This window comes from Streptomyces sp. NPDC028305 (assembly GCF_055569495.1).
The window spans coordinates 906,901-925,044 of the sequence record NZ_JBVHTN010000004.1 but is presented as its reverse complement, the minus strand read 5'-3'; the positions used below and the strand labels follow the sequence as shown (position 1 = coordinate 925,044).

The 18,144-nt window shown below is 71.8% G+C and carries 13 protein-coding genes; 10 read left to right on the top strand and 3 right to left on the bottom strand.

The window, feature by feature from the left end; genetic code table 11:
• Nucleotides 1-79 precede the first annotated feature (79 nt).
• A complete protein-coding gene (locus ACZ4WQ_RS20335; RefSeq protein WP_468022325.1) occupies nt 80-643 on the bottom strand; it encodes a helix-turn-helix domain-containing protein in 564 nt (187 codons plus the stop codon).
• A 275-nt stretch (nt 644-918) separates the two neighbouring features.
• Between ACZ4WQ_RS20335 and ACZ4WQ_RS20330 the strand changes: the two genes are divergently transcribed.
• Together ACZ4WQ_RS20330 and ACZ4WQ_RS20325 are read left to right on the top strand one after the other, a co-directional pair.
• Nucleotides 919-1,512 carry an SMI1/KNR4 family protein gene (locus tag ACZ4WQ_RS20330; protein WP_468022324.1) on the top strand — a complete coding sequence of 198 codons (594 nt, stop codon included), beginning with the start codon at nt 919-921 and terminating at the stop codon, nt 1,510-1,512.
• Nucleotides 1,513-1,591: 79 nt separating this feature from the next.
• Entirely contained in the window at nt 1,592-3,076 is a 1,485-nt protein-coding gene (locus tag ACZ4WQ_RS20325) for an FG-GAP-like repeat-containing protein (RefSeq protein WP_468022323.1), read from the top strand.
• A gap of 24 nt (nt 3,077-3,100) precedes the next feature.
• Here ACZ4WQ_RS20325 and ACZ4WQ_RS20320 read toward each other — a convergent pair whose 3' ends face one another.
• Together ACZ4WQ_RS20320 and ACZ4WQ_RS20315 are read right to left on the bottom strand one after the other, a co-directional pair.
• Nucleotides 3,101-4,072, bottom strand: coding sequence for an aldo/keto reductase (locus ACZ4WQ_RS20320; RefSeq protein ID WP_468022322.1), 972 nt, complete (start codon nt 4,070-4,072; stop codon nt 3,101-3,103).
• Between the two features lie 41 nt (nt 4,073-4,113).
• Nucleotides 4,114-4,755, bottom strand: coding sequence for a LysE family translocator (locus ACZ4WQ_RS20315; RefSeq protein WP_311730909.1), 642 nt, complete (start codon nt 4,753-4,755; stop codon nt 4,114-4,116).
• Nucleotides 4,756-4,883: 128 nt separating this feature from the next.
• Between ACZ4WQ_RS20315 and ACZ4WQ_RS20310 the strand changes: the two genes are divergently transcribed.
• The 8 genes from ACZ4WQ_RS20310 (at nt 4,884) to ACZ4WQ_RS20275 (ending at nt 18,113) form a co-directional block, all read left to right on the top strand.
• The gene (locus ACZ4WQ_RS20310; protein ID WP_398371647.1) at nt 4,884-6,476 is read left to right on the top strand and encodes a sensor histidine kinase; all 1,593 of its coding nucleotides are present in this window, start codon (nt 4,884-4,886) and stop codon (nt 6,474-6,476) included.
• Between the two features lie 441 nt (nt 6,477-6,917).
• Nucleotides 6,918-8,837 carry a rhamnogalacturonan lyase gene (locus ACZ4WQ_RS20305; RefSeq protein WP_468022321.1) on the top strand — a complete coding sequence of 640 codons (1,920 nt, stop codon included), beginning with the start codon at nt 6,918-6,920 and terminating at the stop codon, nt 8,835-8,837.
• Nucleotides 8,838-8,938: 101 nt separating this feature from the next.
• Nucleotides 8,939-9,751 carry a pectate lyase gene (locus ACZ4WQ_RS20300; RefSeq protein ID WP_311730914.1) on the top strand — a complete coding sequence of 271 codons (813 nt, stop codon included), beginning with the start codon at nt 8,939-8,941 and terminating at the stop codon, nt 9,749-9,751.
• A gap of 74 nt (nt 9,752-9,825) precedes the next feature.
• Complete coding sequence (locus ACZ4WQ_RS20295) at nt 9,826-10,728, top strand: helix-turn-helix domain-containing protein (RefSeq protein WP_398371642.1); 903 nt, start codon at nt 9,826-9,828, stop codon at nt 10,726-10,728.
• 298 nt (nt 10,729-11,026) lie between these two features.
• Complete coding sequence (locus tag ACZ4WQ_RS20290; RefSeq protein ID WP_398371640.1) at nt 11,027-12,247, top strand: S8 family peptidase; 1,221 nt, start codon at nt 11,027-11,029, stop codon at nt 12,245-12,247.
• 303 nt (nt 12,248-12,550) lie between these two features.
• Complete coding sequence (locus ACZ4WQ_RS20285; protein WP_398371638.1) at nt 12,551-14,545, top strand: alpha-1,4-glucan--maltose-1-phosphate maltosyltransferase; 1,995 nt, start codon at nt 12,551-12,553, stop codon at nt 14,543-14,545.
• Nucleotides 14,542-16,278, top strand: a complete 1,737-nt coding sequence (gene treS / locus ACZ4WQ_RS20280; protein ID WP_311727986.1) for a maltose alpha-D-glucosyltransferase — start codon at nt 14,542-14,544, stop codon at nt 16,276-16,278. The genes ACZ4WQ_RS20285 and treS overlap by 4 nt, the downstream gene beginning before the upstream one ends.
• Nucleotides 16,279-16,544: 266 nt before the next feature.
• Nucleotides 16,545-18,113, top strand: a complete 1,569-nt coding sequence (locus tag ACZ4WQ_RS20275) for a maltokinase N-terminal cap-like domain-containing protein (protein ID WP_398371635.1) — start codon at nt 16,545-16,547, stop codon at nt 18,111-18,113.
• The last annotated feature ends 31 nt before the right edge of the window (nt 18,114-18,144 follow it).

Here is an 18,144-nt window from a genome sequence, read left to right as displayed (position 1 = left end):
GCTCGTGCCAAGTCGGCCTCGCGAAGGAAACCAACTGTGCTGGTCACCCGCCGTATTGCACGTTCTTGCCCCTCCCGGCTCAGCGCACGGCCAGAGCGGCCCACTCCGTACCCCGATACGTCGACTGGTACCTGGCGGGTGTCACCCCGTAGGCCCCGGCGAACACACGGGTCAGATGGGATTGATCGTGGAATCCCGTCTCGTACGCGACCTCGGCAATCCCCGTGCCACGCCGGAGCAGTTCCCTGGCCCGGTCGAGCCGCAGCCGCAGATGCAGCTTGTGCGGCGGCAGGCCGAACCACGCCGTACACGCCCGTGCGAGCCGGTACTTGCTCAGCTCCGCCACCGCACTGAGCTCGTCCAGCGTCACGTTGCGGGCCAGATTCGCCCGCAGATACTCACGCACGATCTCGGGCACGCGCCGCCCCGTGCCCTTCCCGCCCTCGGCTCCGTACGAGTGCCGCGCCAGCACGGAGATGAACTCCAGCACCCCCGTCTCCCGCCCCAGCGCCGAACCGGGTTGTTCCGAAGGCTGGTAGAGGGAGCCGTGTACGGACCGGAAGCGGCCCGCCAGCCCGCTGTCCCGGATCACCGGATCCCCGTATCGCACGCCCTGGGGCACGGCGACCTCGGCGATCGGCATGGACTTGCGCTTGTGGTGAGTTTGGGACGGCGACACGCCGAAGCGACGGCGTGTCGCCGTCCCAAACTCACCACAAATTCACTGGCGGGTCGTGCGACATGAGACGTACGGCGCGAAGACCCGCCGTACGCGTGAGAGCCGGACGGCACACAGCGAAGTCCGGCCCTCGGAGATCAGGCCGGACTTCGCTGCTCAGCTGCTGCTCAGAGCCCCTGCCGGTGCTGAGCACGGTTCACATAGGTTTGAGCTCCTCGGAGAGAAGAGGGAGCAGGCCAGTGGGCGGAAACGACTCGGTGGCGGCGCTGGCGCCGCTCATACCGATGGCGGACGGCGTGGACGAGGGGATCGACTGGAGCGAGGTCGAGGGGATCTGGGGAAGACGCTTCCCCTCGGACTACGTCCGCTTCATGGAGGTGTACCGGGCCGGGCTGGTCAGCGAAGAGATCGTGATTCTGCTGCCGGTGCCGCGAGCCGGCACGTACACGGATGCGTCGGGTCTGGGGGACGAGACCGAGAATGCCCGCCTCGCCTGGGAGATGTGCGGGGACGAGGCCGACTTCGACGTGGACCCCGAGTCCATCGTGGCGTGGGGTGTCACCACAGGAGCGGACATCTACTGCTGGCTGACCACGGACGAGGACCCGGACCGGTGGCCGGTGCTGGTGTGCGGACGGCACACCAGCCCGTCGTTCCAGGTGCACTCGTTCGGGATGGCCGAGTTTCTTCGGCGGCTCCTCGGCGATGCCGAGTTCCAGGAGGAGACGATCAGCGTGGCGCTGCCGGAAGAGAGGGCCTTCGCCAACTGGCGTGAGCGGGAGCGCCGCCGCGAGGCGGGGGTGAACCCGGCCACCGGGCGGCCGTGGAACTAAGGCCACAACTTTTTACCGGGCTTGGCGGTCAAGGTGAACGACTGCCGTATACAGGCCCAACTGCCAGTGCCGAAGCGCCGTGGCCGATGGGCGAACCGACGTACCGGAGAAGACCTGGATGTCCCGCGCCACCCACCCTCGCCCCGCCGCCGTGGCCGCCCTGCTGACCGCCTCGTTGGCGGTGTCCGGCGGCCTCGCCACGCCGGCCGCCGCCACCGCCACCGCCGCCACCCCCACCACCGCCACTGCCACTGCCAAGAGCCCGAGGCCGCCCGTCGTCGACTTCAACGGTGACGGCTACGCGGACCTCGCCGTCTCCGCGCCCGGCGGCACCGTCTCCGGCATTCCGGAGGCTGGCTACATATCGGTCCTGTACGGCTCCGCGGCCGGTGTCGACACCGCGCACCCGAAGCGGATCACGCGGGCGACCACGGGCGTGCCGGGGGACGTCGAGCAGTACGGCGCCTTCGGCCGCACCACGGCCGCGCGTGACCTCGACGGCGACGGTTACACGGACCTTGTCGTGGGCGACTACAACGCCCCGGCGGTGCTCTGGGGCTCCGCGAACGGTCTGCGCACAGGCACCGCGCTCCCCGGACCCGCCGCCACCCTCGCGGCGGGCGACATCAACGGCGACGGCCACGCCGACCTCGTGACCAAGAACGACCAGGGCCTCCAGGTGCGCTACGGCCCCTTCTCCCGCGCCGCGGTTCCCGCCTCCGCTCAGACGCTCCCCTTCGAGGACGGGGACCACCCCAAGGCCATCGCCGTGGGCGACATGACGGGCGACGGCGCGGACGACATCGTCACGACGCACAGTTTCGACGATGTGCCGGGCAAGTCCCGCTTCTGGGCGGGCGGAAAAGACGGCCTCAGCCGCACCTTCAAAACCACCGGCCACCTCACCACCGGCGGGGTCATCGCCGATGTGAACAAGGACGGCTACGGAGACCTCGTCGCCTCGCAGGTCGACCAGGTCTCGGAGGACCGCGACGCCGACGCCGGCACGATCCGCGTCGTCTACGGCTCGGCGTCCGGCCCCTCCACCCGTACCGCGAAGATCACCCAGGAGACGCCGGGCGTCCCCGGCAAGAGCGAGGCGGGCGACCACGACGTCAACTCCGGCGACATGTTCGGCTACTCCCTGGCCGCCGGCGACGTCACCGGCGACGGCTACCCCGACATCGCCGTGGGCGTGCCCGGCGAGGACATCGGCTCGGTCCGCGACACGGGCGCCGTCGTCCTGCTCAAGGGCAGCGCGGCGGGCCTCACCGGCAAGGGCGCGCAGGCCTTCCACCAGTCGACCCCGGGCGTGCCCGGCATCTCCGAGGAGGGCGACTACTTCGGCCGGACCGTGCTCCTCGCCGACGTCAACGCCGACAACCGCGCCGATCTGGTCGTGGCCACTCCTTACGAGGACGGCCGCTACGCGGACTCGGGCGCCGTATGGGTCCTGCGCGGCTCCAGGTCGGGCCTGACCACCGGCAACGTCGCCTCGTTCGGCCCGCGCGCGCTGGGCGCGCCCGAGAAGGAGGCCCGCTTCGGGGACAGCCTCGCCCGGTAGCGGGCGCAACTTCTACAGCTCAGCTCAGCTGTAGAAGTTGCGCTGCCAGCGGTGGTTGGCGAGGGTGGCGAGCTGGGCGGCGGTCAGCGGGTGGCCGTCGCTCAGGGCCGTGTTGCGTTCGACGTTGCGCACGGTGCGCATGCCGGGGATGACGGTGGACACCGCCGGGGAGCTGAGCACGAACCGCAGGGCGGTCTCGGCGATCTCGTCGGGAGCGATGCCGAGGTCGGCGACGATCGCGGACACCCGCTGTTCGACCTGAGCCGGGCGGTCGTCGCGAAAGTAGCGGTTGCGGAAGTCGCCCTCGGGGAACGTCGAGCCGGCGGTGATCCGGCCGGTGAGGCCGCCCTCGTCGAGCGCCACCCGCACGATGACGCCGACGCCGTGCTCCTCGCAGGCCGGCAGCAGCGTGTCGGCGGGCGCCTGGTCGAAGATGTTGTAGATCACCTGCACGGTGTCCACGGCGCCGCTCGCGACGAGCGCGAGGGCGTTGTCGGGCTCGTGGTCGTTGATGGAGACGCCGAACAGCCGGATCTTCCCCTCCTGCTTCAGCTCGGCGACCGTCTCCAGCCAGTCGCCGCGGCCGACCCATTCGTCGCTCCAGACATGGAACTGGAGCACGTCGAAGTGGTCCAGCCCGCTGACGCGCAGGCTGGTCTCCAGGCTTTCGCGGATGTGCGCGCCGGGGAAGGTCTCGGCCGGGTCCAGGCCGTCGGGGGCCGGCCAGACGCGGTTCTTCGGGGGGACCTTGGTCGCGACGAGCACCTCGTCGCCGGACCCGGCCCGCTCGCGGACGACCCGGCCGACGATCCGCTCGCTCTCGCCGTAGCCACGGGCGGTGTCGATGAAGTTCACGCCGAGGTCTACGGCGCGGTGCAGGGCGCGTACGGATTCGTCCTCGGTGGCGCCCACCCAGTTGGACTCCCCGATGCCCCAGGCGCCGAAGCCGATCTCGGACACGGTCAGTTCACTGCGGCCCAGTTCGCGGTAGTGCACCTTTTCATCAACCTTCCGTCGGGGTCCTGCTCGTCGGGGTTTCAGTCCTTGCGGCCGGTCGCGGCGACGGTGACGCCGAGGCCGATCATCGCCAGCCCGCCGACCCCGCCGACCATGGACAGCCGCTGCGGTGAGCGGGCGAACCAGCCGCGCGCGGTGGCGGCGACGAGGCCCCAGACGCTGTCGGAGGTCACGGCGATGACGTTGAAGACGAGACCGAGCAGCAGCATCTGAAGCGCGACATGCCCCTGTCCGGGGTCCACGAACTGGGGCAGTACGGCCGCGAAGAACACGATCGTCTTGGGGTTCGCCACGCCCACCGCGAACCCCTCCCAGAACGTGCGCAGAGTGCCCTGCGACACCGCCCCCTCGCCGGTGAACGCGGCCCGCAGCGAGCCCCGTTGCCGCACCGCCTTGACCCCGAGATACACCAGGTAAGCGGCGCCCACCAGCTTCAGCGCCGTGAAGACGAGGACCGAGCGCTCCACGATGGAGCCCACCCCCAGCGCCACGGCCACCACCAGCACATACGCGCCGACCGTGTTCCCCAGGACGGTGGTCAGCGCGGCCCGGCGCCCCTGCGCCAGGGCCCGGCCGATCACGAACAGCACGCTGGGGCCGGGGATCACGATCAGCAGAAACGACATGGCCGCGAAGGCGAGAAGGCGATCAGTGGACACCATGGGCCCATACAAGCACGCCCGGCCCCCGCCCTGGCAGCCCTTTTTCGCGTGGGGGCACAGTCGGGTGCGGGCACAGGGTGACTTTCGTCAGGGGCGCGCCGGGTCCGTCGCGGAGGATGCTGGGGCGCATGATCCGGTGGATACGACACGGCGGTGCCGCGCGCACGGCCCTGCTCCTGTGGCTGACGGCCTGCGCGCCCGTCCTGCTGAAGGCCACCTCGGCGAGCGGGCGCGAGCTGTGGGTGCTGCTGGCCGGGTTTCCGCTGCTGGCGGGCGCGGCCGCGGTGGCCAGGACACGGCCGCTGGCGGGGCTGGCGGTCGCGGTGGGGCTGAGCCTGGCCCTCAACGTGGAGCTGTACACCTCGTCGTACTGGGCGGCGCTGGCGCTGTGGGGCTGTCTCACCGGGCGGTGGACGGCGGGCGCACGGCCCGCGCTGTGGTTCTTCGGGGCCTGCTCCGTGGCGGGCGCGCTGCTCGCCTGGGTGACGGACTCCGGGGTGTGGGCCTGGTTCACCGCGCTGACCACCCTGCTGTTCAACGTCGTGCTGCCGTGGCTGCTGGGCCGCTACCGCCGACAGTACGAGCATCTGGTCCGCGCCGGCTGGGAGCTGGCGGACCGAATGGAGCGGGAGCAGCGGGCCGTCGCCGACCGGGCGCGGCTGCGCGAGCGGTCCCGGATCGCCGGGGACATGCACGACTCGCTCGGCCATGACCTCGCCCTGATCGCGCTGCGCGCCGCGGCCCTCCAGGTCGACCCGGAGCTGAGCGACCGCCACCGGGCGGCGGCCGCCGAGCTGCGGGAGGCGGCCGCGGCGGCCACCGGCCAGCTGCGGGACATCATCGGTGTGCTGCGGACCGGGGACGACCCCGCCCCGACGGTCCCCGCCGACGACGGCGTCGGCGCGCTGGTGGAGCGGGCGCGGGCCTCCGGCCTGGCCGTCGAGCTGGAGTACGGGGAGGGGTACGGGCCCGAGGACAAGCGGCACGACAGCGCGGGCGCCGCCCTACCGCCGATGGCCGACCGAGCGCTCTACCGCGTGGTCCAGGAGGCGCTGACCAACGCCGCCAAGCACGCCCCGGGCGCGGCAGTCCGTGTCCAGCTGGGACGGGACCGCGAGGCGGGCGAGATCGCGGTGTCCGTCGCCAACGGCCCACGCCCGGCCGACGGCACCCCGCCGGATCCGGCCTCGGGCGGCAACGGCCTGGTGGGCCTGGACGAGCGGGTACGGCTGGCCGGCGGGGTGCTGGCCCACGGCCCGTCGCCGGACGGCGGCTTCGAGGTGTCCGCGCGGCTGCCGCTGACCGCCGGCGTCGCGCTCGTCGCCGAGCGGGCGGCGGCCCCGGCGTCCACGTCGGCGCGGGAGCTGGCGCGCGCCCGGCAGCGGGTGCGGCGCAGGCTGGTGGAGTCGATCGCGGTGCCGCTCGCCGTGACCGCCGGACTGGCCGTCCTGTGGGGCGGGTTCGCCCTCTATACGCAGTACCACTCGGTGCTGGACCGGGGCACCTACGACCGGCTGGAGATCGGCGAGCCCCGCGCCGACGTCGAGTCGCGCATGCCGCCGTACACGATGGACGGGCCCCCGGACGGCGTCGAGGCGCCGCCCCGCGGCTGGGACTGCGCGTACTACTCGGTGCGCCGGTACGAGGGGCGATCCGCGTACCGGCTGTGCTTCGTGGACGGCCGGCTGATCGCCAAGGACGTGGTCACCAGCCGCCTCTAGGCCCTGTCTCCCCGATCTCTGTGACGGTGACATCAGCGGCTCCGCCGCGGGGGCCCGCGGCGTCAGGGGGCACCTCCCAGCGGTAGCTGGGGGCGCGTGCGATCGCAAGGCGGAGGGTCGCCCTCGCGGGGGCACCTCCCGGCCGAAGGCTGGGGGCGGGCCTACTCGGGCGAGCCCGACAACGCGGCGCGGGGGCACCGCCCAGCGGTAGCTGGGGGCGCGTGCCAGGCGTCGCGGGCCCGCAGAGATCGGGGAGACAGCGTCTAGGGGGCGAGGGCGGCGGTGGGAACGCGGGCGGCGCCGCGTCCCGCGCCCGGGAATCCGGGGCGGGAAATCCGTGGGGAGGGGCGGCAACCTTTCCGGTCAGAGCGGCGACCACACCCCGACACCCCCCGCACCCGCCACCCCCCACCCCCATCCCCCCATCCCCCAGGAGGTCCCGTGGCATCCCCGCACGGTTCGCCCGCCCCCTCCGCCCGCCTCCGGGCCAGACGTGTCAGACGGGCCGCGCTCGCCGCGGCCGCCGCCGGGGCGCTGCTCGCCACCGGCCCGGCCGCTCTGTCGCACGCCGCCCCCGCCGGCCCCACCGGCCCCGCGGAGAGCGGCACGCCCAAGGCCGCCATCCAGGCAAGCCAACTGGAGAAGCTCGACCGCGGGCTGGTCAGCGTGCACACCGGCAACGACAACCTGGTCAGCTGGCGCTGGCTGGCCACCGACCCGGACGACGTCACGTTCAACCTCTACCGGGGCAGCGTCAAGGTCAACGCCTCGCCCATCACCACCACCAACTACCTCCACAAGGACGCCCCCAACAGCGCCGACTACACCGTCCGCGCGATCGTGGGCGGCACGGAGCAGGCCGCCTCGCCGAGCGCCATGCAGTTCCGCCCCGGCTACTTCGACGTGCCGATCTCGCCCCCGTCCGGCGGCTCGGACTACACCTACGAGGCCAATGACGCCTCGGTGGGCGACCTGGACGGCGACGGCGACCTCGACATCGTCCTCAAGTGGCAGCCGACGAACGCCAAGGACAACTCGCAGTCCGGCGTCACCGGGAACACCATCGTCGACGGCTACACCCTCCAGGGGCAGCGGCTGTGGCGGATCGACCTGGGCCGCAACATCCGCTCCGGCGCCCACTACACCCAGTTCCAGGTGTTCGACTACGACGGCGACGGCAAGGCCGAGGTCGCGATGAAGACCGCGGACGGCACGGTCGACGGCACCGGCAGGACCATCGGCAACGCCTCCGCCGACTACCGCAACTCCAGCGGCTATGTGCTGGACGGCCCCGAGTTCCTGACCATGTTCAACGGGCAGACGGGCGCGGCGGCCTCCACCGTCGACTATGTCCCGCCGCGCGGCACGGTGTCCTCGTGGGGCGACTCGTACGGCAACCGCGTGGACCGCTTCCTGGCCGGCACCGCCTACCTGGACGGCTCGAAGCCCTCGCTGATCGAGGCGCGCGGCTACTACACCCGTACGGTCATCAGCGCCTGGAACTACAGCGGCGGGCAGCTCACCCGCAAGTGGACGTTCGACACCAACAGCTCCACCAACACCGGCAAGGGCTACGACGGGCAGGGCAACCACGCCCTGGCGGTCGGCGATGTGGACTCCGACGGCAAGGACGAGATCGTCTACGGCTCGATGGCCGTGGACGACAACGGCAACGCCCTGTGGACCAACAAGAACGGCCACGGCGACGCGGCCCACCTCGGCGACCTCGACCCGTCCCGGCCCGGTCTGGAGTACTTCAAGGTCGACGAGGACTCCTCCAAGCCGTCGTCGTACTTCGCCGACGCCAGGACCGGCCAGGTGCTGTGGTCCACGGGGGCGAACGGCGACAACGGGCGCGGCGTGGCCGGGGACATCTGGGCGGGCAACGACGGCGCCGAGATGTGGTCCGCGAAGGACGACCAGATCCGCGACGAGGGCGGCGGCGCCAAGGGCCGCAAGCCGTCCTCGATCAACTTCCTGTCGTGGTGGGACGGCGACCCGGTGCGCGAGCTGCTGGACGACACGCACATCGACAAGTACGGCACCTCAGCCGACACCCGGCTGCTGACCGGCTCCGGAGTGCACTCCAACAACGGCACCAAGGCCACCCCGTCGCTGTCCGGTGACATCCTCGGCGACTGGCGCGAGGAGGTGATCTGGCCGACCTCGGACAACAAGGCGCTGCGGATCTACTCCACGCCGTACGAGACCGACCGGAAGATCACCACGCTGCTGCACGACCGGCAGTACCGGACGGCCCTGGCCTGGCAGAACACCGCGTACAACCAGCCGCCGCACCCCAGCTTCTTCATCGGGAACAAGATGGCGACCCCGCCGCGGCCGAAGATCGCCGCGCGCTGAACCGCCGCCCCCTGAACGACCGTCCCCCGCACCACCGGCTCCACTCGCTCCACCGGTTCCACCCGCACCCCCCACGCATCAACCGGACAGAGGAGAGTGACATGGCACTACCCGCACCGCGCACCAAGCACCTGAACAGGAAGCGGGCGATGGCCGGCCTCCTGGGCGCCGTCGCCCTCACCACGGGCGCCATCACCACCGGTCTGACCCTCCCCACCGCCTCGGCCGCCACCTGGCCCTCGCCCAGCGGCACCCCCCAGGCGGTCACCAAGACCATCCCGGTCAGCGGGTCCATGGACGGCGGCATGAAGCGCTACTACGGCTCCGGCGACCTGGGCACCGGCGGCCAGAACGAGGACCAGGACCCGCTCTTCAAGCTCTCCGACGGGGCCACCCTCAAGAACGTCATCCTCGGCGCCCCGGCCGCCGACGGCGTCCACTGTGAGGGCAGCTGCACCCTCCAGAACGTCTGGTGGGAGGACGTCGGCGAGGACGCCGCCACCTTCCGGGGCAGCGGCAAGACGTTCAACGTCATCGGCGGCGGCGCGCGCAAGGCCGCGGACAAGATCTTCCAGTTCAACGGCGGCGGCACGCTGAACATCTCCAACTTCGCCGGCCAGGACTTCAAGACCTTCGTCCGGTCCTGCGGCAACTGCTCCACGCAGTACAAGCGCACCATCAACGTGAGCAACACGGAGCTCACCGCGCCCGGCAGCGTCGGCGGCGGGATCAACACCAACTACGGCGACTCCCTCACGCTGCGCTCGATCACCATCGTCGGCGACAGCAGCAAGAAGATCGTCCCCTGCCAGAAGTACATCGGGAACAACACGGGCGCCGAGCCGACGAAGAACGGCAGCGGCCCGGACGGCACGTACTGCAAGTACTCCACCTCGGACATCACCTACAAGTGATGAGGGGCCGGCCCGGCGTGCCTGACCCTGGCAGGGGCAGGCACGCCGGGCCCGGCTGTCGCACACTGGTCCCCATGGACACACCCGCCGCGCTGGGAGACTTTCTGCGCACCCGCCGCGCCCGCCTGCGCCCCGAGGACGTCGGGCTGGTCTCGTACGGGACCCGCCGCCGCGTGCCCGGGCTGCGCCGCGAGGAGCTGGCGCAGTTGGCCGGGGTGAGCGTGGCCTACTACACGCGGCTGGAGCAGGGCCAGTCGACGGGCGCGTCGGACGGCGTGCTCGACGCGATCGCCCGCGCGCTGCGGCTGAGCCCCGACGAACACGCGCATCTGCGCAATCTGGCCCGCCCGGCACGGGCCGGACGCCGTCCGGCGCCGCGCGCCGAGGCCGCCAGGCCGAGCACCCGCCGACTGATCGAGGCCATGGACGGGGTGCCCGCCCTCGTGCTGACGGCCCGCTTCGACGTCCTGGCCTGGAACCCGCTCGGGCACGCCCTGGTCGCGGGGCATCTGGCCGCCGACGGCCCGGAGCGCCCCGCCGACCGCCCCAACACCCAGCGGCTGCTGTTCCTGGACCCGCACACCCGCGAGCTCTACCCCGACTGGGAGGGCGAGGCGCGGCGCGCGGTCTCCTCACTGCGGCTCGCGGCGGGCGAGTACCCCGACGACCGGCGGCTGGCGGAGCTGATCGGCGAGCTGACCATGAAGAGCGGGGAGTTCGCGGCGCTGTGGTCGCGCCACCCGGTGCGCAAGTGCGCCTTCGGCGTCAAGTCCTTCCACCATCCGCTGGTCGGGCCGCTCGAGCTGACCTTCGAGATGACGCCGCTGCGGGACTCCGCGGGCCAGTGCCTGCTGATGTACGGCGCGGAGCCGGGCTCTCCGTCGGAGGCGGCCCTGCGGCTGCTGGCGACGGGCGTCGCGTCGCCGCCGCCGACGACGACGACGACGGCAACGACGAGGACGTCGGCGCCGCGCTAGGCCCCGTCCGGGGATCTGTTCCCCACCCCGCCCCTTGCCTCAACTGGGGCTCCGCCCCAGACCCCGGGGGTCCAGGGGCGAAGCCCCTGGAACGGGAAGGGGCGGGGTGGGGACGGGCCCGCCGCAGGCGCCCAACTCCACCACCAACGACCGGAATTCGACGCAACCTCTCTTCACCCACCCCGCCCACCCCATCGCCGACCTGGCCGATTTAACCCCCCAAAGCGGTCTTGTCCCGATCCTCCTCCCCACGAGAGGCTGACGCCGTCGAGTTGGGGGCCGGGGAGGGGATCGATCCATGCCGCATACGGGTGCCGGCCGCCGGCACCGGGTCTCGGCCGTCGTCGTGGGCCTGGCCACGGCGGTCCTGGCGGCCGCGATGCCGTCGGCCGCAGCCGCCAGGGCGGACGCGGCGGCCACGGCTGACGGCAGCTACATCGTCACGCTGAAGGCGACGGGGGGCCTTCGCGCGGACTCCGAGGGGGGAAGGAAGCTCGCCGCGCGCTACGGGGCGAGAATCAGCCGCACATACAGCACGGCGCTGAACGGCTACGCGGTACGGGCGGACAAGACACAGGCCGAGCGGCTGGCGGCCGACCCGCACATCGCCTCCGTCGCGCCGGACGCCCGGGTGTCACTGCGCGCCGAGCGACAGCAACGGCAACGGCAACGGCAACAGCACCCGCCGTCATGGGGCCTGGACCGGATCGACCAGCCGCAGCGCCCGCTGGACGCCTCGTACGCCTGGCCGCGCGGCGCCGGGCGCGGCACGACGATCTACGTCCTGGACACCGGTGTGCGCACCACCCACCGGGACTTCGGCGGGCGCGCCCGCTCGGGCTGGGACTTCGTCGACGACGACCCGGTCGCGGAGGACAACAACGGCCACGGCACGCATGTCGCGGCCACCGCCGCGGGGACGGAGTACGGGGTGGCGAAGAAGGCGGAGATCGTCGCCGTACGGGTGCTGGACGACAGGGGCGAGGGCACCACCACCCAGGTGCTGGCGGGTCTCGACTGGGTGATGAAACACGCCCACAAGCCCGCCGTGGTCAATCTGAGCCTGGGCTCCACGCTGCCCGACCCGGTCCCCGAGTGGGACGAGGCGGTGCGGTCGGGCATCGCGTCCGGCCTCACCTTCACCGTCGCGGCGGGCAATGAGGACCGGTCCGCGGGCGCGTACTCGCCGGGCCGGGTAGCGGGGGCGGTCACGGTGGGCGCGACGGACCGGGACGACCGGCGTGCGGCCCTCTCCAACTGGGGCCCGGCGGTTGACCTGTTCGCGCCCGGGGAGCGGATCGTCTCGGCGTCGAACGCGAGCGACACGGCGACGAGAGTCATGTCGGGCACCTCGATGGCCGCCCCGCACGCGGCCGGTGCGGCCGCGCTGTATCTCGCGGACCATCCGCGGGCGACCCCGGCCGAGGTGAGCGCGGCCCTGATCGCCCACGCCGCCAAGGGCAAGGTGCGCGACGCGGGAGACGGCTCGCCGAACCTCCTGCTGCACGTCGCAAACTGACTGGGCGGCAGCCGACAACATCGCCCACCCACTCGAAACCCGTCGGCCCCGCGCGATTCCTGTTTCAGGAAGCGCGCGGGGCCGAGCGCGTTACGCACGGGAAGTTAACGGGAACCCGGATTGTCCCCCCTCGCCGCGTGGGAAGGCTTTCCGAACACGCCCCCCATGGCCGACCCCATCCGCCCACCAGAGTGAACGCGGACAGGAGCTGTCATGCCCGCAACCCGCCGCAAGGCGGCACAACCGATACAAAGGACAAAAGCCGCCAAAGCATATACGCCCGCAACGCCGTCAGGTGATCCTATGATCGGTCGCATCCCCGTCCTGGACATCCGCCCGCTCATCGACTGCGGCCGCCGCCCCGCGAAGGCGGTGGTGGGCGAGACCTTCCAAGTCAGCGCCACCGTGTTCCGGGAGGGCCACGACGCGGTCAGGGCCAATGTCGTGCTGCGCGACCCGGCCGGGCGCTCGGGCCCCTGGACACCGATGCGCGAACTCGCCCCCGGCACCGACCGCTGGGGCGCCGATGTCACCCCGACCTCGCCGGGCCGCTGGTCGTACACGGTCGAGGCCTGGAGCGACCCGATCGGCACCTGGCGCCATCACGCCACCGTCAAGATCCCCGCCGGGATCGACACCGATCTGGTCCTGGAGGAGGGCGCGCGGCTGCATGAGAGAGCCGCGGGGGCCGTCCCCAAGAGCGACGGCCGGGAGTCGGTGCTGCGCGCCGTCGACGGACTGCGCGACGAGCGGCGCCCGGTGGCCGACCGGCTCGCCGCCGCCCTCGCCCCCGAGGTCGCCGAGGTCCTCGGCCGCCACCCGCTGCGCGAGCTGGTCACCGCCTCCCGTTCGATGCCGCTCCTGGTGGAGCGGGAGCGCGCGCTGTTCGGGTCCTGGTACGAGCTGTTCCCGCGCTCGGAGGGGGCCAGGGTCGCCGAGGACCGGCGGCCGGTGAGCGGCACCCTGCGCACCGCGGCCGAGCGGTTGCCCGCCGTCGCGGCCGCGGGCTTCGACGTGGTGTACCTCCCGCCGATCCACCCCATCGGCAGCTCCTTCCGCAAGGGCCCCAACAACGCGCTCTCGGCAGGCCCGTACGACGTCGGCTCCCCCTGGGCCATCGGCTCCGCCGACGGCGGCCACGACGCGGTCCACCCCGACCTCGGCACCCTCGCCGACTTCGACCACTTCGTGGCCCGCGCCCGCGAGCTGCGCATGGAGGTCGCGCTCGACTTCGCCCTCCAGTGCTCGCCCGACCACCCCTGGGTGAACAAGCACCCGGAGTGGTTCCACCGGCGGGCCGACGGCACCATCGCGTACGCCGAGAACCCGCCCAAGAAGTACCAGGACATCTACCCGATCGCGTTCGACACGGACTTCACCGGGCTGGTCCGCGAGACCGAGCGGGTGCTGCGCTTCTGGATGTCCCGCGGCGTGCGGATCTTCCGGGTGGACAACCCGCACACCAAGCCCGTGGTCTTCTGGGAGAAGGTGATCGGCGACATCAACCGGACCGACCCCGATGTCATCTTCCTCGCCGAGGCCTTCACCCGGCCGGCCATGATGCACACCCTCGGCGCCGTCGGCTTTCAGCAGTCGTACACCTACTTCACCTGGCGGAACACCAAACAGGAGCTCACCGACTACCTCACCGAGCTGTCCGGCGAGGCGGCCGGATCCATGCGGCCCAATCTCTTCGTGAACACCCCGGACATCCTGCACGCCCACCTCCAGCAGGGCGGCCGCCCCGCCTTCGAGGCGCGGGCCGTGCTGGCCGCCACCCTCTCCCCCACCTGGGGCGTCTACGCGGGCTTCGAGCTGTGCGAGAACACCCCGCTGCGCCCCGGCAGCGAGGAGTACCTGGACTCCGAGAAGTACCAGCTGCGGCCGCGCGACTGGGCGGCCGCCGAGCGCGCGGAGCGCACCATCACACCGCTGCTCACCTGTCTGAACCGGCTGCGGCGTCGCCAGCCCGCCCTGCGGCAGCTGCGCAACCTGCGATTCCACCACGCCGACAACGACTCTGTCATCGCCTACTCGAAGCGAACGGGCGACTCGTGCGTGCTGACGGTCGTCAACCTGGACCCCCACCACACCCAGGAGGCGACGGTCTCGTTGGACATGCCGGAACTCGGCCTCGACTGGCATGAGTCCGCCCCGGTGCGCGACGAGCTCACCGGCGAGACCTATCACTGGGGCAGGGACAACTATGTGCGCCTGGAGCCGGGCCGTCCGATGGCTCCCGCGCATGTGCTGTCCCTGCGACCGTCCTCACCGATCGGAGGGTCACCCACATCATGATCTTCAACGAGCCCGTCCCGGATAAGTTCGAGGACACTCCGGCCAAGGACCGCGATCCCGACTGGTTCAAGCGCGCCGTCTTCTACGAGGTGCTGGTGCGCTCCTTCCAGGACAGCAACGGCGACGGCGTCGGCGACCTCAAGGGGCTCACGGCCAAACTCGACTATCTCCAGTGGCTGGGCGTGGACTGCCTCTGGCTGCCACCCTTCTTCGCCTCCCCGCTGCGCGACGGCGGCTACGACGTGTCCGACTACACCGCCGTGCTGCCGGAATTCGGGGACCTCGCCGACTTCGTCGAGTTCGTGGACGCCGCCCATCAGCGCGGGATGCGGGTGATCATCGACTTCGTCATGAACCACACCAGCGATCAGCACCCGTGGTTCCAGGAGTCCCGCACCGACCCGGACGGGCCGTACGGCGACTACTACATGTGGGCCGACGACGACAAGCAGTACCAGGACGCCCGGATCATCTTCATCGACACCGAGACCTCCAACTGGACCTTTGACCCGGTACGCAAGCAGTACTACTGGCACCGCTTCTTCGCGCACCAGCCGGACCTCAACTTCGAGAACCCCGCCGTCCAGGAGGAGGTACTGGCCGCCCTGCGCTTCTGGCTGGACCTGGGCATCGACGGTTTCCGGCTGGACGCCGTCCCCTATCTGTACGCGGAGGAGGGCACCGACTGCGAGAACCTGCCCCGCACCCACGAGATGCTGAGGCGGGTCCGCGCCGAGATCGACGCCCACTACCCGGACACCGTGCTGCTCGCCGAGGCCAACCAGTGGCCCGAAGACGTCGTCGACTACTTCGGCGACTTCACCAAGGGCGGCGACGAGTGCCACATGGCCTTCCACTTTCCGGTCATGCCGCGCATCTTCATGGCCGTGCGGCGCGAATCCCGCTACCCGGTCTCGGAGATCCTCGCCAAGACCCCCGCCATCCCCTCCGGCTGCCAGTGGGGCATCTTCCTGCGCAACCACGACGAGCTGACGCTGGAGATGGTCACCGACGAAGAGCGCGACTACATGTACGCGGAGTACGCCAAGGACCCCAGAATGCGGGCCAACATCGGCATCCGCAGACGACTGGCGCCGCTGCTGGACAACGACCGCAACCAGATCGAGCTGTTCACCGCGCTGCTGCTGTCCCTGCCCGGCTCGCCGATCCTCTACTACGGCGACGAGATCGGCATGGGCGACAACATCTGGCTCGGCGACCGCGACGCCGTGCGCACCCCCATGCAGTGGACCCCCGACCGCAACGCAGGCTTCTCCTCCTGCGACCCGGGCCGGCTGTTCCTGCCGACGATCATGGACCCGGTCTACGGCTACCAGGTCACCAACGTCGAAGCGGCCATGAGCAGCCCCTCCTCGCTGCTCCACTGGACCCGCCGGATGATCGAGATCCGCAAGCAGAACCCCGCCTTCGGGCTCGGCTCCTTCACCGAGCTGTCCTCCTCCAACCCCGCCGTCCTCGCCTTTCTGCGCGAGGCGCCGCCGACGGAGGACGGCGGGGACGACCTCGTGCTGTGCGTGAACAACTTCTCGCGCTTCGCCCAGCCCACCGAGCTCGATCTCCAGGCCTTCACCGGCCGCCATCCGGTCGAGCTGATCGGCGGTGTCCGCTTCCCCGCCATCGGAGAGCTCCCGTATCTGCTGACGCTCGCCGGCCACGGCTTCTACTGGTTCCGGCTGCGAGCGGGCGACGCGGCGGGGCACTGGACGGACTGACCTCCCGGGCGCGCCGCTCTCGTCCGTACGCGCCCATCCCGGGCGCGTACGGGCGTTTTCGGCACCACATCATGGGCAGCCTCCCTACTACCACACGGGCGGAGCCGATCGCGTACTCCGTACTGCTCCGTACTCCTCCGTACTGCTCCGTACTCGCCGTACGGACGATCCTCGCCCGACACGTCCCGCACCGTCGCACAGTCAATGCCGCAATCCGGGACACTTTGCCCTGATCTGTCGTGTGCCCGGGGAAAGGACGCGACGCCATGCCGGAAGCTTCATTCTCCCGGGGGGCACAGCACCCGCCGACGGCTGTACCGCGGGCCGACCCCCCGCCGTCCCCTACCCGTGTCACTCGCGCCACCGCGGCCACGGGCCCCACCGGGCTGCTCGCCTCCCTCGCCCCCCTGCTCACGGAATGGCTGCCCCGACAGCGCTGGTTCGCGGGCAAGGGCCGCCCCGTCACCGGCTTCGCGCTCGTCTCCGCGACCGAACTGCTGCCGTGCGCGACCGGCGGCACCACGCCCGGCCTGCTCCATCTCCTGGTCCGCGCCCAGCAGCCCGAGCCCCCCGGTCACCGCCACGGCTCCGGCTGCGGGCACCGGCGCGGCGCGGCGGCCAGCGACTGCTACCAGCTCCTCCTCGGGGTGCGCGCCACCCTCCCGCCCCGGCTCGCCCCCGCCCTCATCGGCCGCCCGAGCGGCGGGCCGGTGCACGGTCTGACCGTCTACGAGGCGCTGCTGGACCCCCGCCTCGCCACGCTCCTCCTCGAACGGCTGCGGATGCCCGGCACCCTCGGGCCGCTGCGCTTCCTGTGCGAGCCGTCCGCGGCCATCCCTTCGGGGCTCGCGCCCCGGCTGCTGACCACCGAGCAGTCCAACTCCTCGGTGATCTACGGAGATACGTTTATCCTCAAGCTCTTCCGCCGGGTGAGCCCCGGCACCAACCCCGACCTCGAGCTGCCCCTGGCCCTCGCCCACACGGGCTGTACCCGGGTGCCCGCCCCGGCCGCCTGGTTCGAGGCCGCCCCACCTGTCGAGGGCGCGGGCGCGGGCCCGCGTACCGATCCCTTCACCCTCGGCGTGCTCCAGCCCTATCTCGCCGGCTCCACCGACGGCTGGCAGCTCGCCCTCGACGCGCTGACCACCGGGGACGACTTCACCGAAGCCGCACACGCCCTCGGCCGGGCCACCGCCGAGGTCCATCTGGCGATGGCCCGCACGCTGCCCACCTCCGTTCTGCGCAGGCCCCAGATCGAACACCTGGCGGCCGTGATGTCCGAGCGCCTGGACTCGGCCGCCGCGGCCGTACCCGCCCTCCACCCCTACCGCGCCGCGCTGCACACCGCGTACGAGGACCTGGCCGCGCTCGGCCGCGCCGGGCGCACCTGGACGGCCCAGCGCATCCACGGCGATCTGCACCTGGGCCAGGTGCTGCGGCAGTCCGCCGGGGGCGGCACCGGCAGTGACGTGGCGGGGGGCGAGGTGCGCTGGTCCCTGATCGACTTCGAGGGCGAGCCTTCACGCCCGCTCGACGAACGCCGCCGCCCGCAGCCACCGGTGCGCGACATCGCGGGCATGCTCCGCTCGTTCGACTACGCGGCGGCCGTGGGCGGCCACGACAGCCCCCCGGACTGGGCCGGCCGCACCCGGGCCGCGTACTGCGCGGGCTACGCGGAGGCGTCGGGTACCGACCCGCGCGACGAACCGGAGCTGCTGCGGGCCCATGAGACCGACAAGGCGGTGTACGAGGTGGTCTACGAGGCCCGCCACCGCCCCGAGTGGCTGCCCGTCCCCATGTCCGCCATCCGCCGTCTGGCGGCCGCCCGCACCTGACACACACCCAGTCCCCTGGGAGGACACCCCC